Here is an 18,631-nt window from a genome sequence, read left to right on the forward strand (position 1 = left end):
GCATGAAAGCAAAAAAGGACAGCACCGGTGAGTGGTACCGCGGCGTTCCGCTGAGCGCCAAATGGCCCATCTTCACCGGCCTCGCCATGCTGGTCGTTTGGCTCGGGTGTTTCGGTGTTTGGGCCGGAGTCGCACCACTGAACAGTGCGGTCGTCACCTCGGGCACGTTCGTGGCTACCGGACAGAACAAGCTGGTCCAGCACCTCGAGGGCGGCATCATACGCGAGATTGCGGTAAAGGACGGTGATGCCGTGGAGGCGAACCAGGTGCTGGTTCGCATGGACGACACCGCTGCCAACTCCAAGCTGAGGCGGTTGGTCTTAAAAAAGTATCGGCTGCTCGCCATGAAGGCGCGTCTCGAAGCTGAAATGAGCTCTTCAGAGACAATCGAAACTCCCGCAGCATTCAGCGCGAGCGCACGTGATCCGGAAATCAAAGCGGTCCTTGAGCGGCAACGTACCGAACTGAGGGCACGCCGGACTAGTCTCGTGACCCAGGAAAGCGTACTCATGAAGCAAATCGCCGGGCTGGAGGAAAGCATCCGCGGATATCAGGCTCAAGTGCAGTCCACCCAACAGCGTATTGCGCTGTTCGCCGAAGAGCTGAAGGACAAGAATTCGCTTCTTCGCCAGCAGTTGGTCCGCAAGTCGGATGTGCTGGCGCTGCAACGCTCCGAGGCGAGTCTCGAGGGAGAGCTCGGCGAGTATCTTGGCCGCATCGCCGATTCGAAGGAGAGGATCTCTCAGGCGAACGAAAGAATAGCCCAGCTCCACTCGACGGCGCTCCGGGATGCGATCAAGGAGCTGCGCGAGACCGAAGCGGACCTGGATGACGTGGAGGAGCAGATTCGCGCCGCGCAGGATGTCGTCGACCGGGTCGACGTTCGCTCGCCGGTCCGGGGCATCGTGGTGAAGAGGAACTTCCATACACCGGGCGGCGTCGTCTCTCCTGGCGCCGTGCTGCTTGAGCTCCTACCGATAGGCGAAGAGCGCGTCATCGAGGCACATGTGAGTCCCAAGGACATTTCGCACGTGAGCGTAGGTCAGGAGGCGCTGGTGCGGCTGTCGGCGCTCAACCAGCGCATCACGCCCATGGTCGGCGCGAGCGTCATCTACGTGTCAGCGGACGCATTGGCGGAGCAAGTACAGGTCAAGGCCGATACACGCCCTGCGAGTGACACGCGTCGGGAATTCTATGTGGTTCGGGTGCGTCTAGACCAAGACGATATTCTCAAGCGCATGCCTGAATTCATCCCGACACCCGGCATGCCGGCCGACATCTACATCAAGACCGGAGAGCGTACGTTTTTCGAGTACATCATGAAGCCGGCCTTCGATAGCTTTTCCCGCGCTTTCCGCGAAACCTGAATGAAACGAGCAATTTGGTCGTCAATCCCGAGCACCGCGAGTATCCGTGGTTAACGGAGTTCGAGCGATTGGTGCGATTCGCAATCTTGCTTGTCCAATGCTTCTGCTATTGGCTTGCGGATCGACGGAAAGTGAATCCGCCCAAGGAAGGTCGATCAGGGGATGGAACGCGGATCTCCGGTCAGGTCTTGGACACGCGCCGCACCACTTGACCGAATCATGCTGACCAACGTCACGACCTCTACGTGAGAAGCAGATCGGCGCGTGGAGCTACGCAGGCGTGTGCACCCATGCGCTAACGAGTGGCGGCCGTGGTCTCGGCGTCGACGGCGTCTCAGACTCAACGCGCTGCATTCTGGCAAGGACAATGAAAAGGTACCGCTCTGCGCTTATCTGGATGCGCTTCCGCGCCTTACCGGACCAATCGCGTGGGCCGGACTGCGTCAGCCGCGAACGGCGAGGGCGCGCTCTCACCGAAGCTGCTGATCTTTTCCCGTTACGGACAAAGCCGATGCAGAGAAACGATCCACGGCGAATTTGGCGCCGATCCTCGGGTTCATAAGGATGGCGCCGGGCGCGCGACTCGGCAATCATGCCCGGCTGCATGGCGCTAAAAGGCGGGCCAAATGCCGTACAAAATTTGCGCAACAGTGCATCCAGATTGTCGGCTTCCGACTAGAAGTAGCATGGCAGACCTTATAGTAACCTCGATCGAAGGAGAGCAACATGGCGGTGCATATGCCAAATTGTTTGCTGACGGGAGTGCCTTACGGCGCTGATCAGACAGTCTACCTTGTGTTCGATAGTTTCGGCGCGTCACGCAGTGATTGCCCTGAAAAAGAGATCGAGCGGGACGACCTCGAAACGATCATCTCCGATCTCCTAACCGGCCAATTCAACGCTCCGGTTCGCGTCGTGGCCTTCAACACACTTGAGCACTGGATCGAGGATGTTTCCAACCAAGTAGCCGAAGAAATTCAAGCCCGCTGCGATATCGATAGCGTACCGGTACCCGAACACGTCAGGAACTTTGTTGCAAGCCACACCGGGTTTGCGGCAAGCGGGGCGCTGATGTGAGGGCGGACTTCAATTGGGACAGGCAGGCGGTCGCGAGCAGCACAGCTGAATTGCCTGTAAACTCTGCGTAATCGTGATTTCGCTACTTGTTGAGGCGTGCTGGAGCAGGAGCAGCCGGAGGCGATGATCGGCTTCTGCTTTTCCTTTTACTGTTCTGCGGACCAGCGCTCGCACGGGATGACGGCGGCCGGGGCGAACTCGCCACTGAAGGAATGGTTTAATCATCACGCGAGCGGAAAGACTCTATGTTGCTCGTTCGCTGACGGATATGTGGTCAAAGATCCCGAGTGGAAATCGAGCAATGGTCATTATCGAGTCCGTATTGAGAATGAGTGGGTTGAAGTTCCCGACGATGCCGTTATTTCGGCAGCCCAACAAATTCGGCCGGACGATGGTGTGGCCGCTGTGGGCTAAGCACCTGACAATCCGATGCTTCTTGCCAGGCAGATGATCTGATTCTGTTCCAATGACCTCAGGCCCGGACTGATCAGATAAACCCAACTTCGTTCTGACGCGGTTATGCTGCGGATGATTAACAAACCTTGCCGCGGTGGGGCATGCCATTAGCTCTTCTTCTTCGAGCTTCGCCAGCTTTTTCCCCTAAGCCGCGTCTTGGTCAGCAGCACCGTTTCCGACGGCTCTTCTCCTGCGGCAGTCTGGCGGTCGGCGGTGTCCAGCTGGCTCAAGTAGCGCGCCACGCTCTCTTCGATCTGCTTCTGGCGGCGCTGGATCTTGCCTTGCGTGAAGTTGTTGTCGCGACTGTTCACGGCCTTGAATTTGCTGCCGTCGATGGCAACGCTGGCCTTCGTCAGCAGGCCCATCTTGCGGCACAACTCGACGAATTGCGCGCAAACGTTCTTGATCGCCGGGCCATTGTCCTTGCGGAAGTCGGCGATGGTTTTGTGATCCGGCGCGAGCCGTCCGGTCAGCCACATCACCTCGAGATTGCGGCGAGCCTCGCGCTCCAGCCGCCGGCTCGATTGGACCCGGTTGAGATAGCCGTAAATGTAGAGCTTGAGCATCGGCGAAGGATGGTACGCCGGCCGGCCGGTCGCCGCAGGATCAACGCCATCGAACCCGAGGTCGCGCAGTTCCAACGCATCCACGAACACATCGACCGCGCGAATAGAATTGCTCTCGTCGACCCAATCATCAAGGCATTCCGGCAACAGCGTCGTCTGCTGCCGATCCGCCCCTTGAACGAAACCCCGCATCACTTCCCCCGCCGATTCAGCAAGAGAATCATAGCATCGACGGGGTTTTCACACAGTCTGGACCAAACCGGTCATTGTTCGTAGGCCCCCAGCTTTCCGCGCGTGCCCACCCTTGAACTACCTCGCCGTTGGCGAGATTTTCGAATAGCGGATTGTTTCCGCGCGCCGCCCATTTTGCTCTCGGTCGGATGTGTGATCGGCAGGACTTCACGAATATACTCCGCAAGCGCCTCGCAAAAGCTTTCGGCGTAGGGCGGCAAGGGGCGACGCTTGTCCCATTGGATTGCAAATCGTTCTCGAATTGGCTTGCGGCGATGCGTCACGCGAAGAATTCGCAGCTTGTAGCGATCCGTTCGCAGGAGCGATGTGATGATTGCCACGCCTTGTCCAGCCTCCGCCAGCGCAAGCAGGGTGTGCGGTGCACGACTCTCGAGCAGAACATTTGGCCTAACGTCCGCAAGGCGGCAGGCTGCGTCGAACAGCCTGCGGATGGAGTAGCCCGAATCCGGCAATAGCAACGGATAAGACGCGAGCCGGCCGATATCAATATGGCCGGCTTGGCCAAGCTCGAACGATGCTGCGCAAGCGGCCAAGACCTCATCTGGCGGCAAGACCCGACTCTCGAAGCGGCGGTCGCCCTGATCATGTCTGATGCCTACATGAACGTCGCCGCGTTCGAGCAAGGGCGTCTGCTCGGGACCAAGAGCTTCGCTCAGTTTCACATGGACGTCGGGAAAGCGCTCAGCGTATCGAGGCAGAAACGTTGACAAGACGCTCTCGATGGTGTGCGGCGGAGCGGCAAGCTTCAGCACCCCACTGTCTCCACGGCGGAGGACTTCGGCCCGTTCGCGGACCGCGTCGATGTGGGCCAATACGTGGCGACAGTCCGCAAGGAACTGCTCGCCTGCTGCTGTCAAGATGAGACCGCGCCCAACGCGGTCAAACAGTGTGAGGCCCAATTCTTGCTGAAGATCGCCGAGCTGCCGCGATAAGGCCGGCTGCCCTATGCGCAGGCGCACCGCAGCTTTCGACACCGTGCCCAACTCGGCGACGGCAACAAATGTTCGTAGGCGCCTCAGGTCCATGGGTGTCAATGTATGTCTAATCGGCATGGAATTCTAGAAGAATTATGCATTGGACATCAGTGCGCCGACGCGACAGTCTTTTGTAACAAACTCGGAAAGTCGGTTATGTCGCGTTGACGTGTTCGCAACGACGGGCGATCCGAAGCAAAATCGCCGACCGAACAGCCTAGTGTCTCCGCGTCCATTTGAACGGATGAGTTCCTGGAGCACGATAATGGAAACGGGCGAAAACAGCAGGAAATTGACGAACGAGATGGCCGAATTGGCGCAACGGCGCCTCTCCCGCCGCGCGGCGCTCGCCTTTGCCGGCGCCTTCGGCGCCACAGCGCCGTTCGCGATGATCAGCGCGGCCCGCGCGCTGACGGCTTGGGGCGGGTCTCTTCCCGACCCTCTCAGGGAATTCCCTCTTTGCCGCGCTGCCATGACCGGGCAAGGGCTATCGGGCCCTCAGCGTGCGCTCACGCTCGCCTGGAATGCGACCTCAGTCTGCACTGCGGCGGCGCCTGTAGCGAAGGAGCGGGGAGTTTTTGCGAAGCATAATCTTGATGTCGACTTCATCAACTTCGGCGGCTCGACCGAACAACTGCTCGAGGCTATCGCGACTGGCAAGGCGGATGCCGGCATCGGCATGGCCCTGCGTTGGCTCAAGCCATTAGAGCAGGGATTCGATGTTCGCATCAGTGCTGGCGTGCACGGCGGCTGCATACGACTTCTCGGGTCCAAGTCCGCCCGGATCACCACGCTAGAATCGCTGAGCGGCAAGTCCATCGCCATTAGCGACCAAGCAAGCCCGGCGAAGAACTTCTTTTCCATCATGCTGGCCAAGGGGGGCATCGATCCGATCAAGGACGTTGATTGGCGCCAATACCCGGCCGATCTGCTCCCGCTCGCTGTCGAGAAGGGCGAGGCGCACGCGCTCGCCGATAATGACCCGCGCACCTATCTCTGGCTCAAGGGCGGAAAGCTGAACGAAGTTGCCACCAACCTATCCGGGGCATTCGCCGACCGAATCTGCTGCGTGCTCGCCATCCGCGGGAGTCTCATCCGTGATGAACGCGCGGCGGCAAGCGCGTTGACACGATCGGTGCTCGAGGCTGGCGACCTGGTCGCTGGCGACCCGGCCGACGCCGCCGCAGTGTACTCTGGCTATGGTGGCAAAGGCTCGGTGCAAGATCTCGCCGCCATGCTCGCAAGCCACACACACCATAATCATCCGGTTGGAGCAGCGCTCAAGGAGCAAATCTCGCTCTACGCGGACGAACTCAGGCAGGTGAGCGTGATCAAGCGGAGCAGTGATCCTGCAAAGTTTGCCGAACGGATCTGTGTCGACGTTCTGAGTTAACCGGAGGCGGCTGGGATGAGTTCCGCCATCGACAAAGTGAGCCGCGTGTCAATGGGGGCTTTCGTTGCGGGTCCGCGTGCAGCAGATAGACCATGGATTGGTGGATTAATGGCGGCGACGGCATGGCTCGCAGTCGCCGTGCTCACAGCGTTGTGGTCCGACCAGCCTGGGACCGATTGGGCCTACACCGGCGACCTCGCTGCTGGCTTCGGCGCCCTCGCGGCCGCGCTGGCAGTCGTTTCCTTTGCCGACGTTCGATTTGCCGGCTTCCGGCCCGCAAGACGGCTTGTACCTTGGGCGCTCGTGCTCGCACTGTTTCTCGGCGCTTGGGAAGCGGTGACGGCAAAACTCGGCCTCCTTCCGATGCCGTTTTTTCCTCCGCCACAGGCTATCCTGGAAGTCGTTATCGAGGATTGGGCTCGCCTCGGCGAAGGCATCCTCGCCTCGTTACACCTGCTGGCTGGCGGCTATTTTTTTCTTGGTGCTGCGATTGGCTTCGCTGTCGGCGTGGGGATGGGGTGGTCGCCCGCCGTCGGTTATTGGATCCACCCGATCTTGCGACTTATCGGTCCGCTCCCGGCGACCGCGTGGCTGCCGATCGCGTTCTTCGCCTTCCCTTCGAGCCACAGCGCCAGCACGTTTCTGATTGCGCTCGCCACCGGGTTCCCGGTCACTGTTCTCACTTGGTCAGGCGTCGCCAGCGTGAGTAGCGCCTATTACGACATCGCGCGTACCCTCGGTGCAAGCCAACGCTTTCTCGTTCTCAAAGTCGCCATTCCGGCGGCGATGCCGCATGTGTTTGTCGGACTTTTCATGGGTCTCGGCAACTCGGTCGCTGTCCTGGTGGTGGCCGAGATGCTCGGTGTGAAGGCCGGCCTCGGTTGGTACCTGCAATGGGCCCAGGGGTGGGCCGCCTACGCCAACATGTACGCGGCGCTGCTGATCATGGCATTGATATTCTCGGGTTTGATCACCCTACTGTTCCGCCTGCGCGACCGGCTGTTGGCTTGGCAGAAAGGGCTTGTGCGATGGTAGCCCCTCTCGCCTTTTCCGAAAAAGTGCGCTCAACCGATCATCGTCAGGTCCGCGGGGCAACCCTTTCGATTTGCGAGGTGAGCCATTGTTTCGAGCTGGAAGGGCAGCCGCTGCCGGTGCTCGAGCGCATCAGCCTGCGCGTCGGCTCTGGAGAGTTCGTTGCGATTTTGGGGCCGAGCGGCTGCGGTAAATCAACTTTGTTGCGGCTGGTTGCCGGACTTGACTTTCCCACAGTCGGCCGCGTGTTCATGGACGGCGAGGCGATTGAAGGGCCGGATCCGGCACGCATCGTCGTTTTCCAGGATCCAACGCTTTATCCGTGGAGGACGGTATGGAGCAACGTTGCGGTAGGGCTGGAAGCGCGCGGACTGCTTCGGAGCCATCGCGAACGCGTCAATGATGCCTTGCGCCTGGTCGGCCTGACTGGTTTCGCCAACGCTTATCCACGCCAGCTTTCCGGGGGCATGTCGCAACGTGCGGCTCTAGCGCGGGCGCTGGTTAACGATCCGAAGCTTCTTATCCTCGACGAGCCCTTGGGCCAGCTCGACTCGCTGACACGGATCGCCATGCAGGGCGAACTCGTGTCGCTCTGGCAGCAGGCGGGCTTCACCGCGCTTCTGGTTACCCATGACGTGGAAGAGGCCGTGTTCCTCGCCAGCCGAGTTATCGTGCTGAGCGAGCGCCCCGCGTGCATCAGGGCCGAGGTCGTGAATACCCGACCGTATCCGCGACATCGCGGCGATCCACATTTGGCCGAGCTTCGGCGCGAGGTCTTCGTGCATCTTGGCCTTGCCGGATATTGGTGAGGGACAGAGGGCGTCGCTTTGACTGATCTGCTCATGCACATTGAAGCGCAGCCGCCTGAGGTGCTTGACGCAATCGCGAGGTCGATGAACGTCCGGGCGGCCGAGCCGGCCATCCAGTCGATCTGCGCGCGCTATATGGGGGAGATTGTTATCCGGGGCGCCAACGCGCTCGAGGTTGGTTGCGGTAATGGCGCTGCGACGAAGCTCATCATGCAGCACGTGAAGCCGGCTAGGCTGATGGGAGTCGACCCGTGTTCTTTGTTCGTCAACATGGCACGCGAGGCGTTCAAGGGCGACCCGCAGGTATCCTTCGCACTTGGCGACGCGGCGTCGACTGGGCAGCCGGATGCTTCGTTTGATCTTGTTATCGCGCACACCGTCTATTCCCATTTGGCTGACCCGAAGAGCGCGTTGACTGAAGCCTGGCGGGTTCTTAAGCCAGGCGGACAGCTCGTTATTTTCGACGGCGACTTCGCAACCCTTACCGTGGCACTGTTTGACGACGATCCGATGCAGTCTGCTGTAGGTGCGGTGCTGCGAAATTTGGTGCACGCACCCTACATCATGCGACAGCTTCCCGCTCTCGCCAGCGCAGCGGGATTTCGTGTGGAGTCGCTTCAGCCGCACGGTTACGTGCAGACGACGAGTCCTGACTACCTGTTGACTCTAGTCTCGCGCGGCACCACGGCTGCTTGCCGGGCCGGCGAGATCGGACAGGTGCTGGTCGAAGGCTTCGAGCGGGAGGCGGAGCGGCGCGTTGCAAGCGGCACATTCTACGGAGCGATGCTGTTCCTAAGCCTCACCGCGCGCAAAACCGACGATGCGGGATGACCGTTATTGGCATCTTTGAGACATGCCGACGGAGCCTGAAAACGTCTGCTCATGGGGGGAGACTGGAAGTTGCGGATCACCGGCCAAACCGACGCGAATGACCGTGCGCCCCGAGGGCGCGAACTACCAGTGAGGGAGGGTCTCACCCGGATAATTGTCGATTGGTCCGGAAGCTGGCAGGCGGCACGGCCGGGTAACTGGCTGGGTCGAAGCCCTGCGACGAAGGCGGCCTTGGGCCGCTGAGCGATCCGATGGGCCGTAACAAAGTGAAGCCCGAGCAGGCCTCGAAAGTTCGAATGCGGATGCCGACCCTCCGGTCATTTGGGGAAGGCCGCACGCGTGGGGAAGTAATCGACACGCGCACCCACGCGATCCGCCGGGGTAGTGGGCACGGCACGTCGGAAGGGTGGTTCGCAGTTACAGGGGGAGACCCGTCGCGGACGAGGGTAGCGGCCTCAGCATCGCAATAGGCGGTGGTCACGGCGGGAGTCGGACGGGGCAATAAGAGCGTTGATGCCGGGTAATGCCGGCGGAGCAAAGGGCCCCGACTTCTGGTGCGCTTTTGAAGATGGCGAGGTCGTGGTGATTGGCGATGAGCCTGCAAACACCATCAATGACAGGCGCCGCCGGAGATTGCTGTGTCGAGGGGCGAAGGAGAGTTACTCACCGTGCCGAAGCCGCGTGCGGTTAGTTTGTCTCCGTGTGCCTTGCGGTGAAGCCAGTCGGAAAGCCGGGTGCCGGAAATCGGCACGCCCGGTTTGATGAGCGGGGATGGGAAACGGGGCGTTGGCCATAGGCCCCAAGCTACCGCGCCCATCCTCGACTCTACCGATTCGGACATCAGGCGATTCGCCGTTTTGCACCGCTACCGAAGGCTAAGCAGACGCGCGGCAGACTACCGGTTTCACACTTGGATTGAGGATTTGTCGAAAGCAGCAAGTATCTGGTCGAAACGTCCCGCAATTGCGCTGCGCAACTCCGGATGCGTAAGGATGTAGAGATCATTTTCTCGGATTGCCGCTAAAACGCGGCGGGCCACAATTGTTGGATCCAACCCGGCGTCGACCAGGGCGGCCATTTGCGGGTTGGCTGGCTCGTCGAGGCGAGCGCCGAAGCGTGGCGGGCGGTTTCGAGCGCTCGTCGCAATTCGCGTACGCACGAACGCCGTACACAGCACGCTCACCCCGATTTCAGTGCCGGCCAACTCGGCAGCGAGCGTCTCGGTCAGGCTGATCACCGCGGACTTTGAGGCATTGTACGGTGCTATTCCGGGCGGACCAATTAGACCTGCCATGGACGCGGTATTAACGATATGGCCGCCCTCTCCATGCGCCTTGATATGTGGTAGGAACGCCTGAACGCCGTAGATTGCACCGATCAGATTGACGCCGATCATCCAATCCCAGTCCGCCGGGGCTATCGACTCGATGGGTCCCCCTACGCCGACACCCGCATTGTTGCATACGACATGAACGTTGCCGAAGACTGCGAACGTTTCGCCTGCGGCGCGCTGCACCGATGAGCGATCTGACACGTCGCATACGACTCCGCGTGCCTCAACACCGGAAGCCTTTAGGTTCTCCAGCGCGGCATACAGGGCGTCTTCTTCAATATCAGCGAGCATTACCTTTAGCTTTGCTTCGGCAAAGACACGCGCTAAGGCGAGGCCAATGCCACTGGCCCCGCCGGTCACGAAGGCTACCTTTCCTTCAAGATCTCCGATCATCTCTCCCTCCTGCCTCTCCATTACTCAAATACTGAGACGTGAAAGTCGTGCCTTGAGCGCCGTCAGGCTGACCACCACCACCATCCACCCAGCATGATCCGGTTTCGCAGTTCGATCGTGCGCTGGGCCAGAGGCGGAAGCGTCTTGACTAGGGCGAGGGCCCTTTTGAGATGCGCCGCCGCCTCTATATTGTTCGACGCGGCGGTCGCGCATTGCGACGCCGAAATGTACAGCTCCACTGCCTTTTCCGTCAGACCCGCTTCGGCGCAGTGGCGGGCGAGGGTTTCGGGCTGGGTCCTTCGTATCTCGGGGAAGTCGAGCTCGAGGACCGCGGCGATGCGCTCATGCAACTGCTGCCGTTTCTCTCGGAGCATCGTGCTGTAGGCGGCATCCTGCACCAGCGCGTGCTTGAAGGTGTATTCCGCTTCCGGCGGCGTTCCCCGCCGGAAGATCAATTCGGCGCGCTCAAGCTGCATCAGCGACTCGTCCAGTTGCCGCTTCGCAAGCTGCGCGACGGCACTGATGAGGTCGTACGAGAAATTGCGGCCGAGTGCGGCGCCGATTTGCGCCAAGTCGCGCGTCGGCGCCAGCCGGTCGAGACGGGCGAGCAAGGACGCGTGCAACGTCGTCGGGATCGCCGTCGAGCCGACGAGACCGGTCGCGAGGTAGGCCTTCCCGGCTTCCCTGACCAGGCCGCTCTCCAGGACCGTTTTGGTCAACTCCTCGACGAACAGCGGAACTCCATCGGTACGATCCAGAATCTGATCGGCGATCTCCTTCGGCAGCGCCTTGCCGCCCGTCAGATGACCGATCATCTTTGCACATTGCTCGGGCGGCAGCCGGCCAAGGCTCAGCAGATCCACGTGCCGACGATTGCCCCACGGTAGGGCAAACTCCGGTCGGAAGGTGGCGATCAAGAGTACCCGCAAGCCCGATATCCGGTCGACGAGGATTTCCAGCAAGTCTCGCGTGGTCGGATCGCTCCAGTGCACGTCCTCGAAGACCATCAGCACCGGCTGCTGCGCGGCCAATCCCGCTGTCAGGGCAAGCTGCGCGTGAAGCGTCTTCTCCTTGCGCGACAGTGGCGTCAGTTCGAGGGGTGGATAGCGGTCGCCGATCGGTACGCTCAGCAATTCGGCGAATAGAGGCACGGACTCACCCAAATCGAGGGTTGCGCGCGCGAGCACTGCTTCGAGCTTGGCGAGGCGCTGCTCATCGGTGTCGTTTCGGCGAATGCCCGCTGCGCGCTTCAACTGCGTGATAATCGGGTATAGTGCGCTGTCCTGATGGTGGGGTGAGCAGAAATATCGTAGGCGCGCGTTCGGCTCGTGAGCCAATCGTTCCAGCAGGGCTTGGGTGATCCGCGACTTGCCGACGCCCGGGTCTCCCGACAACAGGACTGCGCGACCTTCTACCGCCTTTGCCTGCTCCCAACGCCGCGCGAGAAGCTCGATCTCGTCCTCGCGACCGATGAGCGGCGTGCCGACGGCGCGCAGCGCCTCGAACCGGCTGTCCGCCGCCTCGCCCGCCACGACTTGCCAGGCCTGGACGTTCTGGTCGAAGCCCTTCAGCGGAACGGCGCCGAGATCGCGGTACTCGAAGAGGCCACCTATCAGATCGCGGGTAGTCGACGCGATGACGACGGTGCCCGGCTCCGCCAACGCCTGGAGCCGGGCCGCGAGGTTCGGGGTCTCGCCGACGACCGCTTGCTCTAGAGCCGCGCCCGTCCCAATGAGGTCGCCGACCACGACCAACCCGGTCGCGATCCCGATCCTTACGCTCAACGGCACGCCGGCGGCGGTCTGAAGGTTCGGCACGGCCTCTATGAGTGAGAGGCCCGCTCGGACGGCGCGCTCGGCGTCGTGTTCGCTCGCGTGCGGATAGCCGAAATAAGCGAGTACACCGTCCCCCAGGTACTTCGCGATGAAACCGCCGTGTCGTCCGATCAACTCCGCGCAACATCGGTGATACGTCCCGATGACCGCGCGCAGGTCCTCGAGATCGAGTCGCGTCGACAGCGTGGTGGACCCGACCAGGTCGCAGAACATGATGGAAATCTGGCGGCGCTCGGCATCGTCATGCCGCATCGGCCCGAACGGCGCGCAAGGGGATCCGGCGCGAATGGCACCTGGCAGTTCGGCAATCCCCGCCAGCAGCTTTCGGCGATGACCGAGCGAGACACCGAGCTCCTTCAAATCCTGATCGGTCAAATGGACCAAGACGGAGAGGTCGATATCGTTCTCGGCAAAACGGACCGCGTACTCAGGCATTCCGACGGTCGTCAACCACTCTGCAACCGACGTTGGGTGGGGCATCTGGACCCCTTCATGCGAACCTGAACTTCAGGACTTTACCAAAATCTCAAATACAGGTCAGGATATCTCTGCCCAAGGGCCGTCGTCATTTGGAAGGTTTCATGGGTCGATGACGACCTGGACCCGGAAGTGAACCCGAGGCCGCCTTTGGCTTCTGATGGCTGCGCCGCACCTGCAAACTGCGGCGCGTTTAGCCGCCACCTACGATTGCTTTCAGCTAATGGTTGGACAATGCAAGCTGACGGCGCCGCTCAGAAGGAGTAGGCTGCCGGCGAGTGACTAATCACAAACGCAGTTCGCTACGTGCGGAACGCGATGGTGAGATCGTCACCGAGCATCTGGCAAGTACTGCAAGTCTCATCGCACGTTCAGGAGGCGGCTATGGATATTTCGCAGGCGTTTGCTGACTTGAACTCTAGGTTCGTCGAGACGGTCAATGCTCACGACGCGCACCGTTGGGCGGCTTTGTTTTCTGACGACGCCGTTCTCGTGCCGGCCGGACAGCAGAGTGTCAGCGGCCGGGATGGGATTGAACAATGGGGCGAAGTTGCAACCAAGGTCTGGAATCATCTGGAGATCCAGCAGGGGCGCTGCTCGGCTGATGGAAATGTCGTGTGGGAGCAAGGTACCTGGACTGGAAATATCAACCTGCCCGACAAGCAGACAGCGGACATCAGCGGAAACTTCTTGCTCGTAGCGGAGAAGGACGGGCCCGCTTTGCGTATCAAGGCGCATACGTGGAGCGTCAACCCGACGACGCAGTGACCCATCGAATGGGATAATCGTGCGGTGCAACGCTCTGCAGGATCGGGCTCAGCCAATTCTGCGGGAGCCCTCGACAGCGAGTGGGTCCGCGACTCTCACCGCGGAATGTGGCGTGCTGCATCGCCGCTGCTTTGTCGAAAGCGGCGAGAATTTTGCTAAATCGCTCCTCAATAATACCGCTCAGCTCAGGGTCGTGAAGATATAGAGATCGTTGTCACGTAATGCGATCATCACGCTGCGCGCAACCGTTTGCGGCTCCCATCCCGTGTCCACGAGTGCTGCCCGTTGTGCATTGGCGCGGTTGAAGGTTGATTAAGCGGGCCACCGAAGCGCGGTGGGCGGTTGCGGGCAGACGTAGCAATCCGCGTACGGACAAATGACGTACATGGGACGCTGACGCCGATCGCGGTGCCGGCCAATTCGGCAGCAAGCGTTTCGGAGAGAGCTATGACCCCGAATTTTGATGCATTGTATGGTGCAGTTCCCGGAGGACACAAGCGAGCCCGGCCAACGATGCAGTGTTGATGATGTGACCGTCCTCGCCATGCGCCTTGACGTGCGGCAGGAAGGCCCGAATCCCGTGGATGACGCCCATGAGGTTTACTCCGATGACCCGATTCCCAGTCGTTCGGCGCAATCGCTTCGAATTGCCCGCCGACGCCAACGCCGGCATTGTTGCAAACGACGTGAACTTTACCGACGATGGCAAGCGTTTCGTTTGCAGCGCGCTGAACCGAATCTCGGTCACTGACGTCCCACAGCACTCCGTGCACCTTCGCACCGGAAGCCTTTAAACCCGCATCTGGAACTGACGAAATTGGGGGATCCATTGGCCCCTCTTCGCGTCAACCAGGAGACTTTATCAAAGATTGAAAGTCAGGGACAGATACAGGAGCTGGCCGGATACCTGACGTCGTCCCAACCGGCGCGGACCAAGTCGCTCCGCGAGATCTCATTCGACTCAGCGAGGCTCGGCTCGGCGCCTGCCACTGACGACGCTGCCACCGCCCCAGGATTCTCTTCGGCGATGCCGGCGTCGCTCCTCGCCGGGTCGACGAGGTGGTTGAGTTCGGATTGGGCAGACGTGAGTCAGCTGTTGGCACTTTTCGGACCTGAGCGTTCAGGATGTCGATGTCCGCTTACGAGAGCACAGCGGCGTCGGTCGGCGCAATCAGGGCAATTTCTGGCACCATCGAGCGCCTGTCAGAAATCTCCTCCACCATCGCGGCGGCGGTTGAAGAGCAGGGCGCGGCGACGCAGGAAATCTCTCGCAACGTGCAGCAGGCCGCGCAGGGGACCCAGCAGGTCTCGTCTAACGTCAGCGACGTTGAGCGCGGCTCCGGCGAGACGGGATCGGCTTCCTCGCAAGTTCTGTTGGCGGCGCAGATGCTATCCGGTGACAGCAACCGGCGTCGAGGTGGCGAAATTCCTCGAATCCGTTCGTACCGTTTTAATGGCGTTTCCCTGAGTAGTGAGGCAGATTAGCCGCGCAACCGTCGCTAGGATTGCGAAGCGTCAGCCCGTCGAGGCCTGACGCCGCCGCGCGGCGTTACCAACGTGACGCGAGATCAGGTCCGAAACTGGGGCGAGGGCCCCGAACCCGCCCGGCGAATATCCGGCCACCGGTCTTTTATCCAGAGCAACAGCGAGTTGTCGCAGGCCATTCGAGAAAGGACGATCGGGCAATCCCGCTGGAAGGCCGCGAGATCGCGCAACAGGCTCGCTGATAGCTTCGTTGCCGATCTCGCCGCCATCTGGCAGCAGCACGACGTCGAAGCCCTGGAGGCTGTTGCACGCACGCAGCCCGAGTCCTGATCAAGATTGTCGCTTAGTTACCGCGAGACGCTGCACGCTGATGCGGCGGTGCTCAAGCGGCTTGGCTACGTCCGCGTTGCCGATGGCGCGCAAGGCGAAGCGAAGGCCACCGAGCTTTCGAGAGTGACATCGCATTGCCGTCGGCCGCCAATGTTGGTGCCGTGCGCCCCATGCCCGCCGCGTAGGTGCCGCATGATCTACAACGGACATGTGAAGGGGAGGTAAAGAACCAGCGCTGAGACGGCTTCCTCGGTGGCGCATCGGGGACAGAGCCGACTGCAAGCACGTTATCGCGTCAGACTCGAAACCGTACTATTCTGGCGGCAGGTTTGTGATGTGCTGCATCGAACATCCGGCCTGTGGCCAGCACCGTAGGACTACGGGGTGCGCCCTCCAGCGGGAGCATGGCCTTGCCTTCCAGATCGAAAAAACGCCAGAATGACGCAGGCGCGTTGGGCGCCTGACAGCTGCTCATGAAACGGCGACGCACGCCGAACTCTCCGTTTTCTTAACTGGCAGCGTCGATGCCATCGGCAGGTACCGCAGTGACGGCGTCGGAATTCGCATTCCTGCGGCTGAAAATTGACCTTGGATAATTCGTCGGCGCTTAGCACTGTTTCGAGTGCTTACAATCCTAGCCAGATCGGCGCGACGGAAAGTGCGACCACCGGACACAGCCCTGTGGCATAGGCTTCGAGATGACGCCAAGGCCGCGGGGAGGTTAGCCGGTGGGCGCAAATGGTTTGGGTATTGCTTTTTCTGAATAGTTATTGATTGGGCGCGGGGATGGCTGTTTCCACCAAAGCTCTGCTCGAGACAGTTGATCAGATCTACCAGGCTGGCTGCGATCCTGCACGCTGGCCGGAGGTGGTGGCGAGCTGCCAGAGCCTGTTTCCAGGGACGGCCTTCAGTCTGTTCATCTGCATGGACGGCGTTGGCCATCTTCCGCCGACAACCACAGCCGGTTGGGACCCGGAATCGATCAGGCAGTACCTCGCGCATTTTTATAAGCTGAATCCATACAACGATCTGTTGCGGTGCGTTGCGCCGGGACAGGTGGCGCGCGCGTCCCAGATGTTCGGACGGCAATGGCTTGACCGGCAGCCCTTCTATCACGAATGGCTGAAACCCGCCGGCGACTATACACACGGCGCCAACTTGACGTTCAAGCGATCGCCCGGCTCCCTGACGCGGCTCAGCTGCGATATCCCGGAGCGCCTGTCGCATCTCGAAGCGCCCGCCGCGCAATTCCTGCACAGCGTCGGCCGGCACTTTGCGCGGGCGCTCGAAGTGACCTCCCGCCTGCGCGCGGCGCGGGCTACCGAGACGGGATTGCAGGGGCTGCTCGATCGAATCTCCGGGGCCGCATTCCTGGTGCGTCCGCCACGCAAGGTGGTGGCCGCCAGTCAGCGCGCCGTCGTTTTGCTGGAACAACATCGGCTCGTCCGCATCTCGCCGGCATCTGAGCTAACGTTCATCGCGCATCAGGCCGACGAAGCATTTCGTCGCGCGCTCCAAAGTACTTTCGTGACGGCGAAGGCGCCGCCTCCGGCGACCTTCATGGTGACGAATGGGGGCAGCGGGCGCTGCCCGGTTCTCGTGTTGCCGTTCACGATCTCAAGGCCGCTCGCGACTCTAGGCGCGGATCCCGGGCTTGCCCTCGTGTTGATCAGCGACGGGCGACGCGCACCAACGCTGCCGAGCGAGATGCTCAAGAGCCTCTATGGCCTGTCAAATGCCGAGGCGAATGTCGTTCTGCGCATCGCCGAGGGCGACGGCGTGCAGAGAGCTGCCGATCGGCTTGGCGTTTGTCACGCCACCGCGCGCAACCAGTTGGCGGCCGCCATGACCAAGCTCAGCGTGCATCGGCAAGCGGAGCTGGTTGGCGTCGTGGCGGCGCTGACGCCGCGTCTGCGCCTCGGCCCGGACGAGTGACTGGGGAGCGGTGCCATGCGGACCTTTCATGAGAGAGAGCTCCCGCGACTGCTCGATCTTCTTTACGACGCGGCGCTCGATCCCGAACGATGGCAGGCGTTCCTCGATGCGCTGCCTAGCCCATTTGGTGGCGCGTGCGGCGTCTTGCACTCCTATGATGTGGCTACGGCAGCGACACCTTCATTCCGACATTTCGGGGACGATCCCGCATTTAACGTCTCGTATGCAAATCATTTCCACAGCATCAATCCTTACCCACCCGCACGACTCGAAACACTCCCAGTTGGTAGGGTAGTTCACGCGAGCGAGCTTCTCCCGTCCGAGATCGCCAGACGTACCGAGTTTTACGCCGACTTCATGAAACCGCAGGGTATCACCACAGATCATCTGGGTGTATCGCTCCACAATGATGGGCACGGCGTGACGCTTCTGGCCATCTGTCCGCACGAATCGGTGTATCGCAACGACAGGGAAACTTACGAACGCCGGTTCGCGCTGCTGGTGCCGCACCTGATGCGTGCCGTCGAGATCAATCGCGTCATGGCGGCTGCGCGCACGGCGGAGCGAACGCTCGGGACCGGACTTGATGCGCTGAGGCTCGCCGCGTTCGTGGTCGATGGGGCCGGGCGGCTCTTGCTTGCCAATCAAAAGGCCGAAGACCTGTTGCGGCGTGAAAGTGTGCTGCGCACAGATCATTCCAAGCGACTATGTGCTGCCAATTGTACGGAGAACGCAGCGTTCGATGCCGCCATCACACACGCCTTGTGCCCGCCAATGGCACCAGCAACGCAGCCCGTGCGCTTGACTTCGCGCGCATCTGGACGAGCTTTCGTCGCTTGGGCAGTCTCGATGCAGTCGGGGCAAGCAAACGGAGCAAATCATCGCTCGCAATTCATGCTCGATCTCCGCGCCGGGGCGACCGCTCTCGTGCTCGTGGTAGCGGCCGAGTATACGCTGTCCATTCCCGCAGAGGTGATCCAGGCAGCTTTCAAATTGTCCGCCGCCGAGGCGCGGCTCGTCAGCGCGCTGATCGCGGGCCGGACGCTGGCGGAGTATGCCCGAGACAGCGGGCACTCGCGCAACACCGTACGCAACCAGATCGCGTCTGTTTTCGAGAAGACCAACACGCGGCGACAAGCCGAACTCGTGACAACGATCGTCCGTACGCTCGGCATGTTCGGGGTTCGGTAGATCTTCTTCCCGTCTGACCTACTCGAACGAGGTAGGGGGATTGGTACATTTGTATCATTCCCGCCGGTCGCGGGTTGCCTAGAATTCTTTCACTAGGCGCGCTGAGGAGCCGGCGCAAGAACCCCAA

General features: G+C 61.1%; 15 protein-coding genes and 3 pseudogenes. 11 read left to right on the forward strand and 7 right to left on the reverse strand.

Annotation, left to right across the window (positions count from 1 at the left end; translation table 11 throughout):
- Positions 1-2 precede the first annotated feature (2 nt).
- From V1278_RS18025 to V1278_RS18035, 3 genes are all read left to right on the forward strand, one after another.
- Positions 3-1,367, forward strand: coding sequence for an HlyD family type I secretion periplasmic adaptor subunit (locus tag V1278_RS18025; protein WP_334381744.1), 1,365 nt, complete (start codon positions 3-5; stop codon positions 1,365-1,367).
- Between the two features lie 726 nt (positions 1,368-2,093).
- On the forward strand, positions 2,094-2,444 hold the full coding sequence (locus tag V1278_RS18030) for a hypothetical protein (protein WP_334381745.1): 351 nt from the start codon (positions 2,094-2,096) through the stop codon (positions 2,442-2,444).
- 96 nt (positions 2,445-2,540) lie between these two features.
- The gene (locus V1278_RS18035; RefSeq protein ID WP_334381747.1) at positions 2,541-2,858 is read left to right on the forward strand and encodes a hypothetical protein; all 318 of its coding nucleotides are present in this window, start codon (positions 2,541-2,543) and stop codon (positions 2,856-2,858) included.
- Positions 2,859-3,091: 233 nt separating this feature from the next.
- Here V1278_RS18035 and V1278_RS18040 read toward each other — a convergent pair.
- Positions 3,092-3,658 (reverse strand): annotated as a pseudogene (locus V1278_RS18040) (transposase); the annotation flags it as partial.
- A 71-nt stretch (positions 3,659-3,729) separates the two neighbouring features.
- Positions 3,730-4,770 (reverse strand): LysR family transcriptional regulator, encoded by a 1,041-nt coding sequence (locus tag V1278_RS18045; RefSeq protein ID WP_334381748.1) that lies wholly within the window; start codon positions 4,768-4,770, stop codon positions 3,730-3,732.
- Between the two features lie 226 nt (positions 4,771-4,996).
- Between V1278_RS18045 and V1278_RS18050 the strand changes: the two genes are divergently transcribed.
- Genes V1278_RS18050 through V1278_RS18065 form a run of 4 tightly spaced genes read left to right on the forward strand, consistent with a single transcriptional unit; the run spans position 4,997 to position 8,757 of the window.
- Positions 4,997-6,085: an ABC transporter substrate-binding protein gene (locus V1278_RS18050; RefSeq protein ID WP_442894650.1), complete on the forward strand. Its 1,089-nt coding sequence runs from the start codon at positions 4,997-4,999 to the stop codon at positions 6,083-6,085.
- A 51-nt stretch (positions 6,086-6,136) separates the two neighbouring features.
- Positions 6,137-7,120, forward strand: coding sequence for an ABC transporter permease (locus tag V1278_RS18055; RefSeq protein ID WP_442894651.1), 984 nt, complete (start codon positions 6,137-6,139; stop codon positions 7,118-7,120).
- Positions 7,114-7,926: an ABC transporter ATP-binding protein gene (locus tag V1278_RS18060; RefSeq protein ID WP_334381751.1), complete on the forward strand. Its 813-nt coding sequence runs from the start codon at positions 7,114-7,116 to the stop codon at positions 7,924-7,926. The genes V1278_RS18055 and V1278_RS18060 overlap by 7 nt, the downstream gene beginning before the upstream one ends.
- Positions 7,927-7,944: 18 nt before the next feature.
- Positions 7,945-8,757, forward strand: coding sequence for a methyltransferase domain-containing protein (locus V1278_RS18065; RefSeq protein WP_334381752.1), 813 nt, complete (start codon positions 7,945-7,947; stop codon positions 8,755-8,757).
- A gap of 904 nt (positions 8,758-9,661) precedes the next feature.
- Here the strand turns inward: V1278_RS18065 and V1278_RS18070 are convergent.
- Together V1278_RS18070 and V1278_RS18075 are read right to left on the reverse strand one after the other, a co-directional pair.
- The gene (locus V1278_RS18070) at positions 9,662-10,483 is read right to left on the reverse strand and encodes an SDR family NAD(P)-dependent oxidoreductase (RefSeq protein WP_334381753.1); all 822 of its coding nucleotides are present in this window, start codon (positions 10,481-10,483) and stop codon (positions 9,662-9,664) included.
- A gap of 62 nt (positions 10,484-10,545) precedes the next feature.
- Positions 10,546-12,798 (reverse strand): adenylate/guanylate cyclase domain-containing protein, encoded by a 2,253-nt coding sequence (locus V1278_RS18075; RefSeq protein ID WP_334381754.1) that lies wholly within the window; start codon positions 12,796-12,798, stop codon positions 10,546-10,548.
- Between the two features lie 381 nt (positions 12,799-13,179).
- Between V1278_RS18075 and V1278_RS18080 the strand changes: the two genes are divergently transcribed.
- Entirely contained in the window at positions 13,180-13,563 is a 384-nt protein-coding gene (locus V1278_RS18080) for a YybH family protein (protein WP_334381756.1), read from the forward strand.
- A 230-nt stretch (positions 13,564-13,793) separates the two neighbouring features.
- Here V1278_RS18080 and V1278_RS36985 read toward each other — a convergent pair whose 3' ends face one another.
- The 3 genes and pseudogenes from V1278_RS36985 to V1278_RS36995 form a co-directional block, all read right to left on the reverse strand.
- Positions 13,794-14,060, reverse strand: coding sequence for an SDR family NAD(P)-dependent oxidoreductase (locus tag V1278_RS36985; protein WP_442894164.1), 267 nt, complete (start codon positions 14,058-14,060; stop codon positions 13,794-13,796).
- Positions 14,009-14,236, reverse strand: coding sequence for an SDR family NAD(P)-dependent oxidoreductase (locus V1278_RS36990; RefSeq protein ID WP_442894652.1), 228 nt, complete (start codon positions 14,234-14,236; stop codon positions 14,009-14,011). The genes V1278_RS36985 and V1278_RS36990 overlap by 52 nt, the downstream gene beginning before the upstream one ends.
- Before the next feature lies 1 nt (position 14,237).
- Positions 14,238-14,393 (reverse strand): annotated as a pseudogene (locus tag V1278_RS36995) (SDR family NAD(P)-dependent oxidoreductase); the annotation flags it as partial.
- A 319-nt stretch (positions 14,394-14,712) separates the two neighbouring features.
- Here V1278_RS36995 and V1278_RS18085 point away from each other — a divergent pair.
- From V1278_RS18085 to V1278_RS18095, 3 genes and pseudogenes are all read left to right on the forward strand, one after another.
- A pseudogene (locus tag V1278_RS18085) lies at positions 14,713-15,031 on the forward strand (methyl-accepting chemotaxis protein); the annotation flags it as partial.
- 1,133 nt (positions 15,032-16,164) lie between these two features.
- The gene (locus V1278_RS18090; protein ID WP_334381757.1) at positions 16,165-17,313 is read left to right on the forward strand and encodes a helix-turn-helix transcriptional regulator; all 1,149 of its coding nucleotides are present in this window, start codon (positions 16,165-16,167) and stop codon (positions 17,311-17,313) included.
- Positions 17,314-17,328: 15 nt separating this feature from the next.
- On the forward strand, positions 17,329-18,504 hold the full coding sequence (locus tag V1278_RS18095) for a helix-turn-helix transcriptional regulator (protein ID WP_334381759.1): 1,176 nt from the start codon (positions 17,329-17,331) through the stop codon (positions 18,502-18,504).
- Positions 18,505-18,631 lie beyond the last annotated feature (127 nt).

It is taken from the genome of Bradyrhizobium sp. AZCC 1577, assembly GCF_036924575.1.
Classification (GTDB): domain Bacteria; phylum Pseudomonadota; class Alphaproteobacteria; order Rhizobiales; family Xanthobacteraceae; genus Bradyrhizobium.

Bases quoted from the DNA above. Each gene is read 5' to 3' on its own strand.
- V1278_RS18070 (WP_334381753.1), bottom strand. From the start codon at position 10,483: ATGATCGGAGATCTTGAAGGAAAGGTAGCCTTCGTGACCGGCGGGGCC.
- V1278_RS36990 (WP_442894652.1), bottom strand. From the start codon at position 14,236: ATGCCGGCGTTGGCGTCGGCGGGCAATTCGAAGCGATTGCGCCGAACG.
- V1278_RS18060 (WP_334381751.1), top strand. From the start codon at position 7,114: ATGGTAGCCCCTCTCGCCTTTTCCGAAAAAGTGCGCTCAACCGATCAT.
- V1278_RS18090 (WP_334381757.1), top strand. From the start codon at position 16,165: ATGGCTGTTTCCACCAAAGCTCTGCTCGAGACAGTTGATCAGATCTAC.
- V1278_RS18075 (WP_334381754.1), bottom strand. From the start codon at position 12,798: ATGCCCCACCCAACGTCGGTTGCAGAGTGGTTGACGACCGTCGGAATG.
- V1278_RS18045 (WP_334381748.1), bottom strand. From the start codon at position 4,770: ATGCCGATTAGACATACATTGACACCCATGGACCTGAGGCGCCTACGA.
- V1278_RS18050 (WP_442894650.1), top strand. From the start codon at position 4,997: ATGGCCGAATTGGCGCAACGGCGCCTCTCCCGCCGCGCGGCGCTCGCC.
- V1278_RS18095 (WP_334381759.1), top strand. From the start codon at position 17,329: ATGCGGACCTTTCATGAGAGAGAGCTCCCGCGACTGCTCGATCTTCTT.
- V1278_RS18030 (WP_334381745.1), top strand. From the start codon at position 2,094: ATGGCGGTGCATATGCCAAATTGTTTGCTGACGGGAGTGCCTTACGGC.
- V1278_RS18080 (WP_334381756.1), top strand. From the start codon at position 13,180: ATGGATATTTCGCAGGCGTTTGCTGACTTGAACTCTAGGTTCGTCGAG.
- V1278_RS18025 (WP_334381744.1), top strand. From the start codon at position 3: ATGAAAGCAAAAAAGGACAGCACCGGTGAGTGGTACCGCGGCGTTCCG.
- V1278_RS18055 (WP_442894651.1), top strand. From the start codon at position 6,137: ATGGGGGCTTTCGTTGCGGGTCCGCGTGCAGCAGATAGACCATGGATT.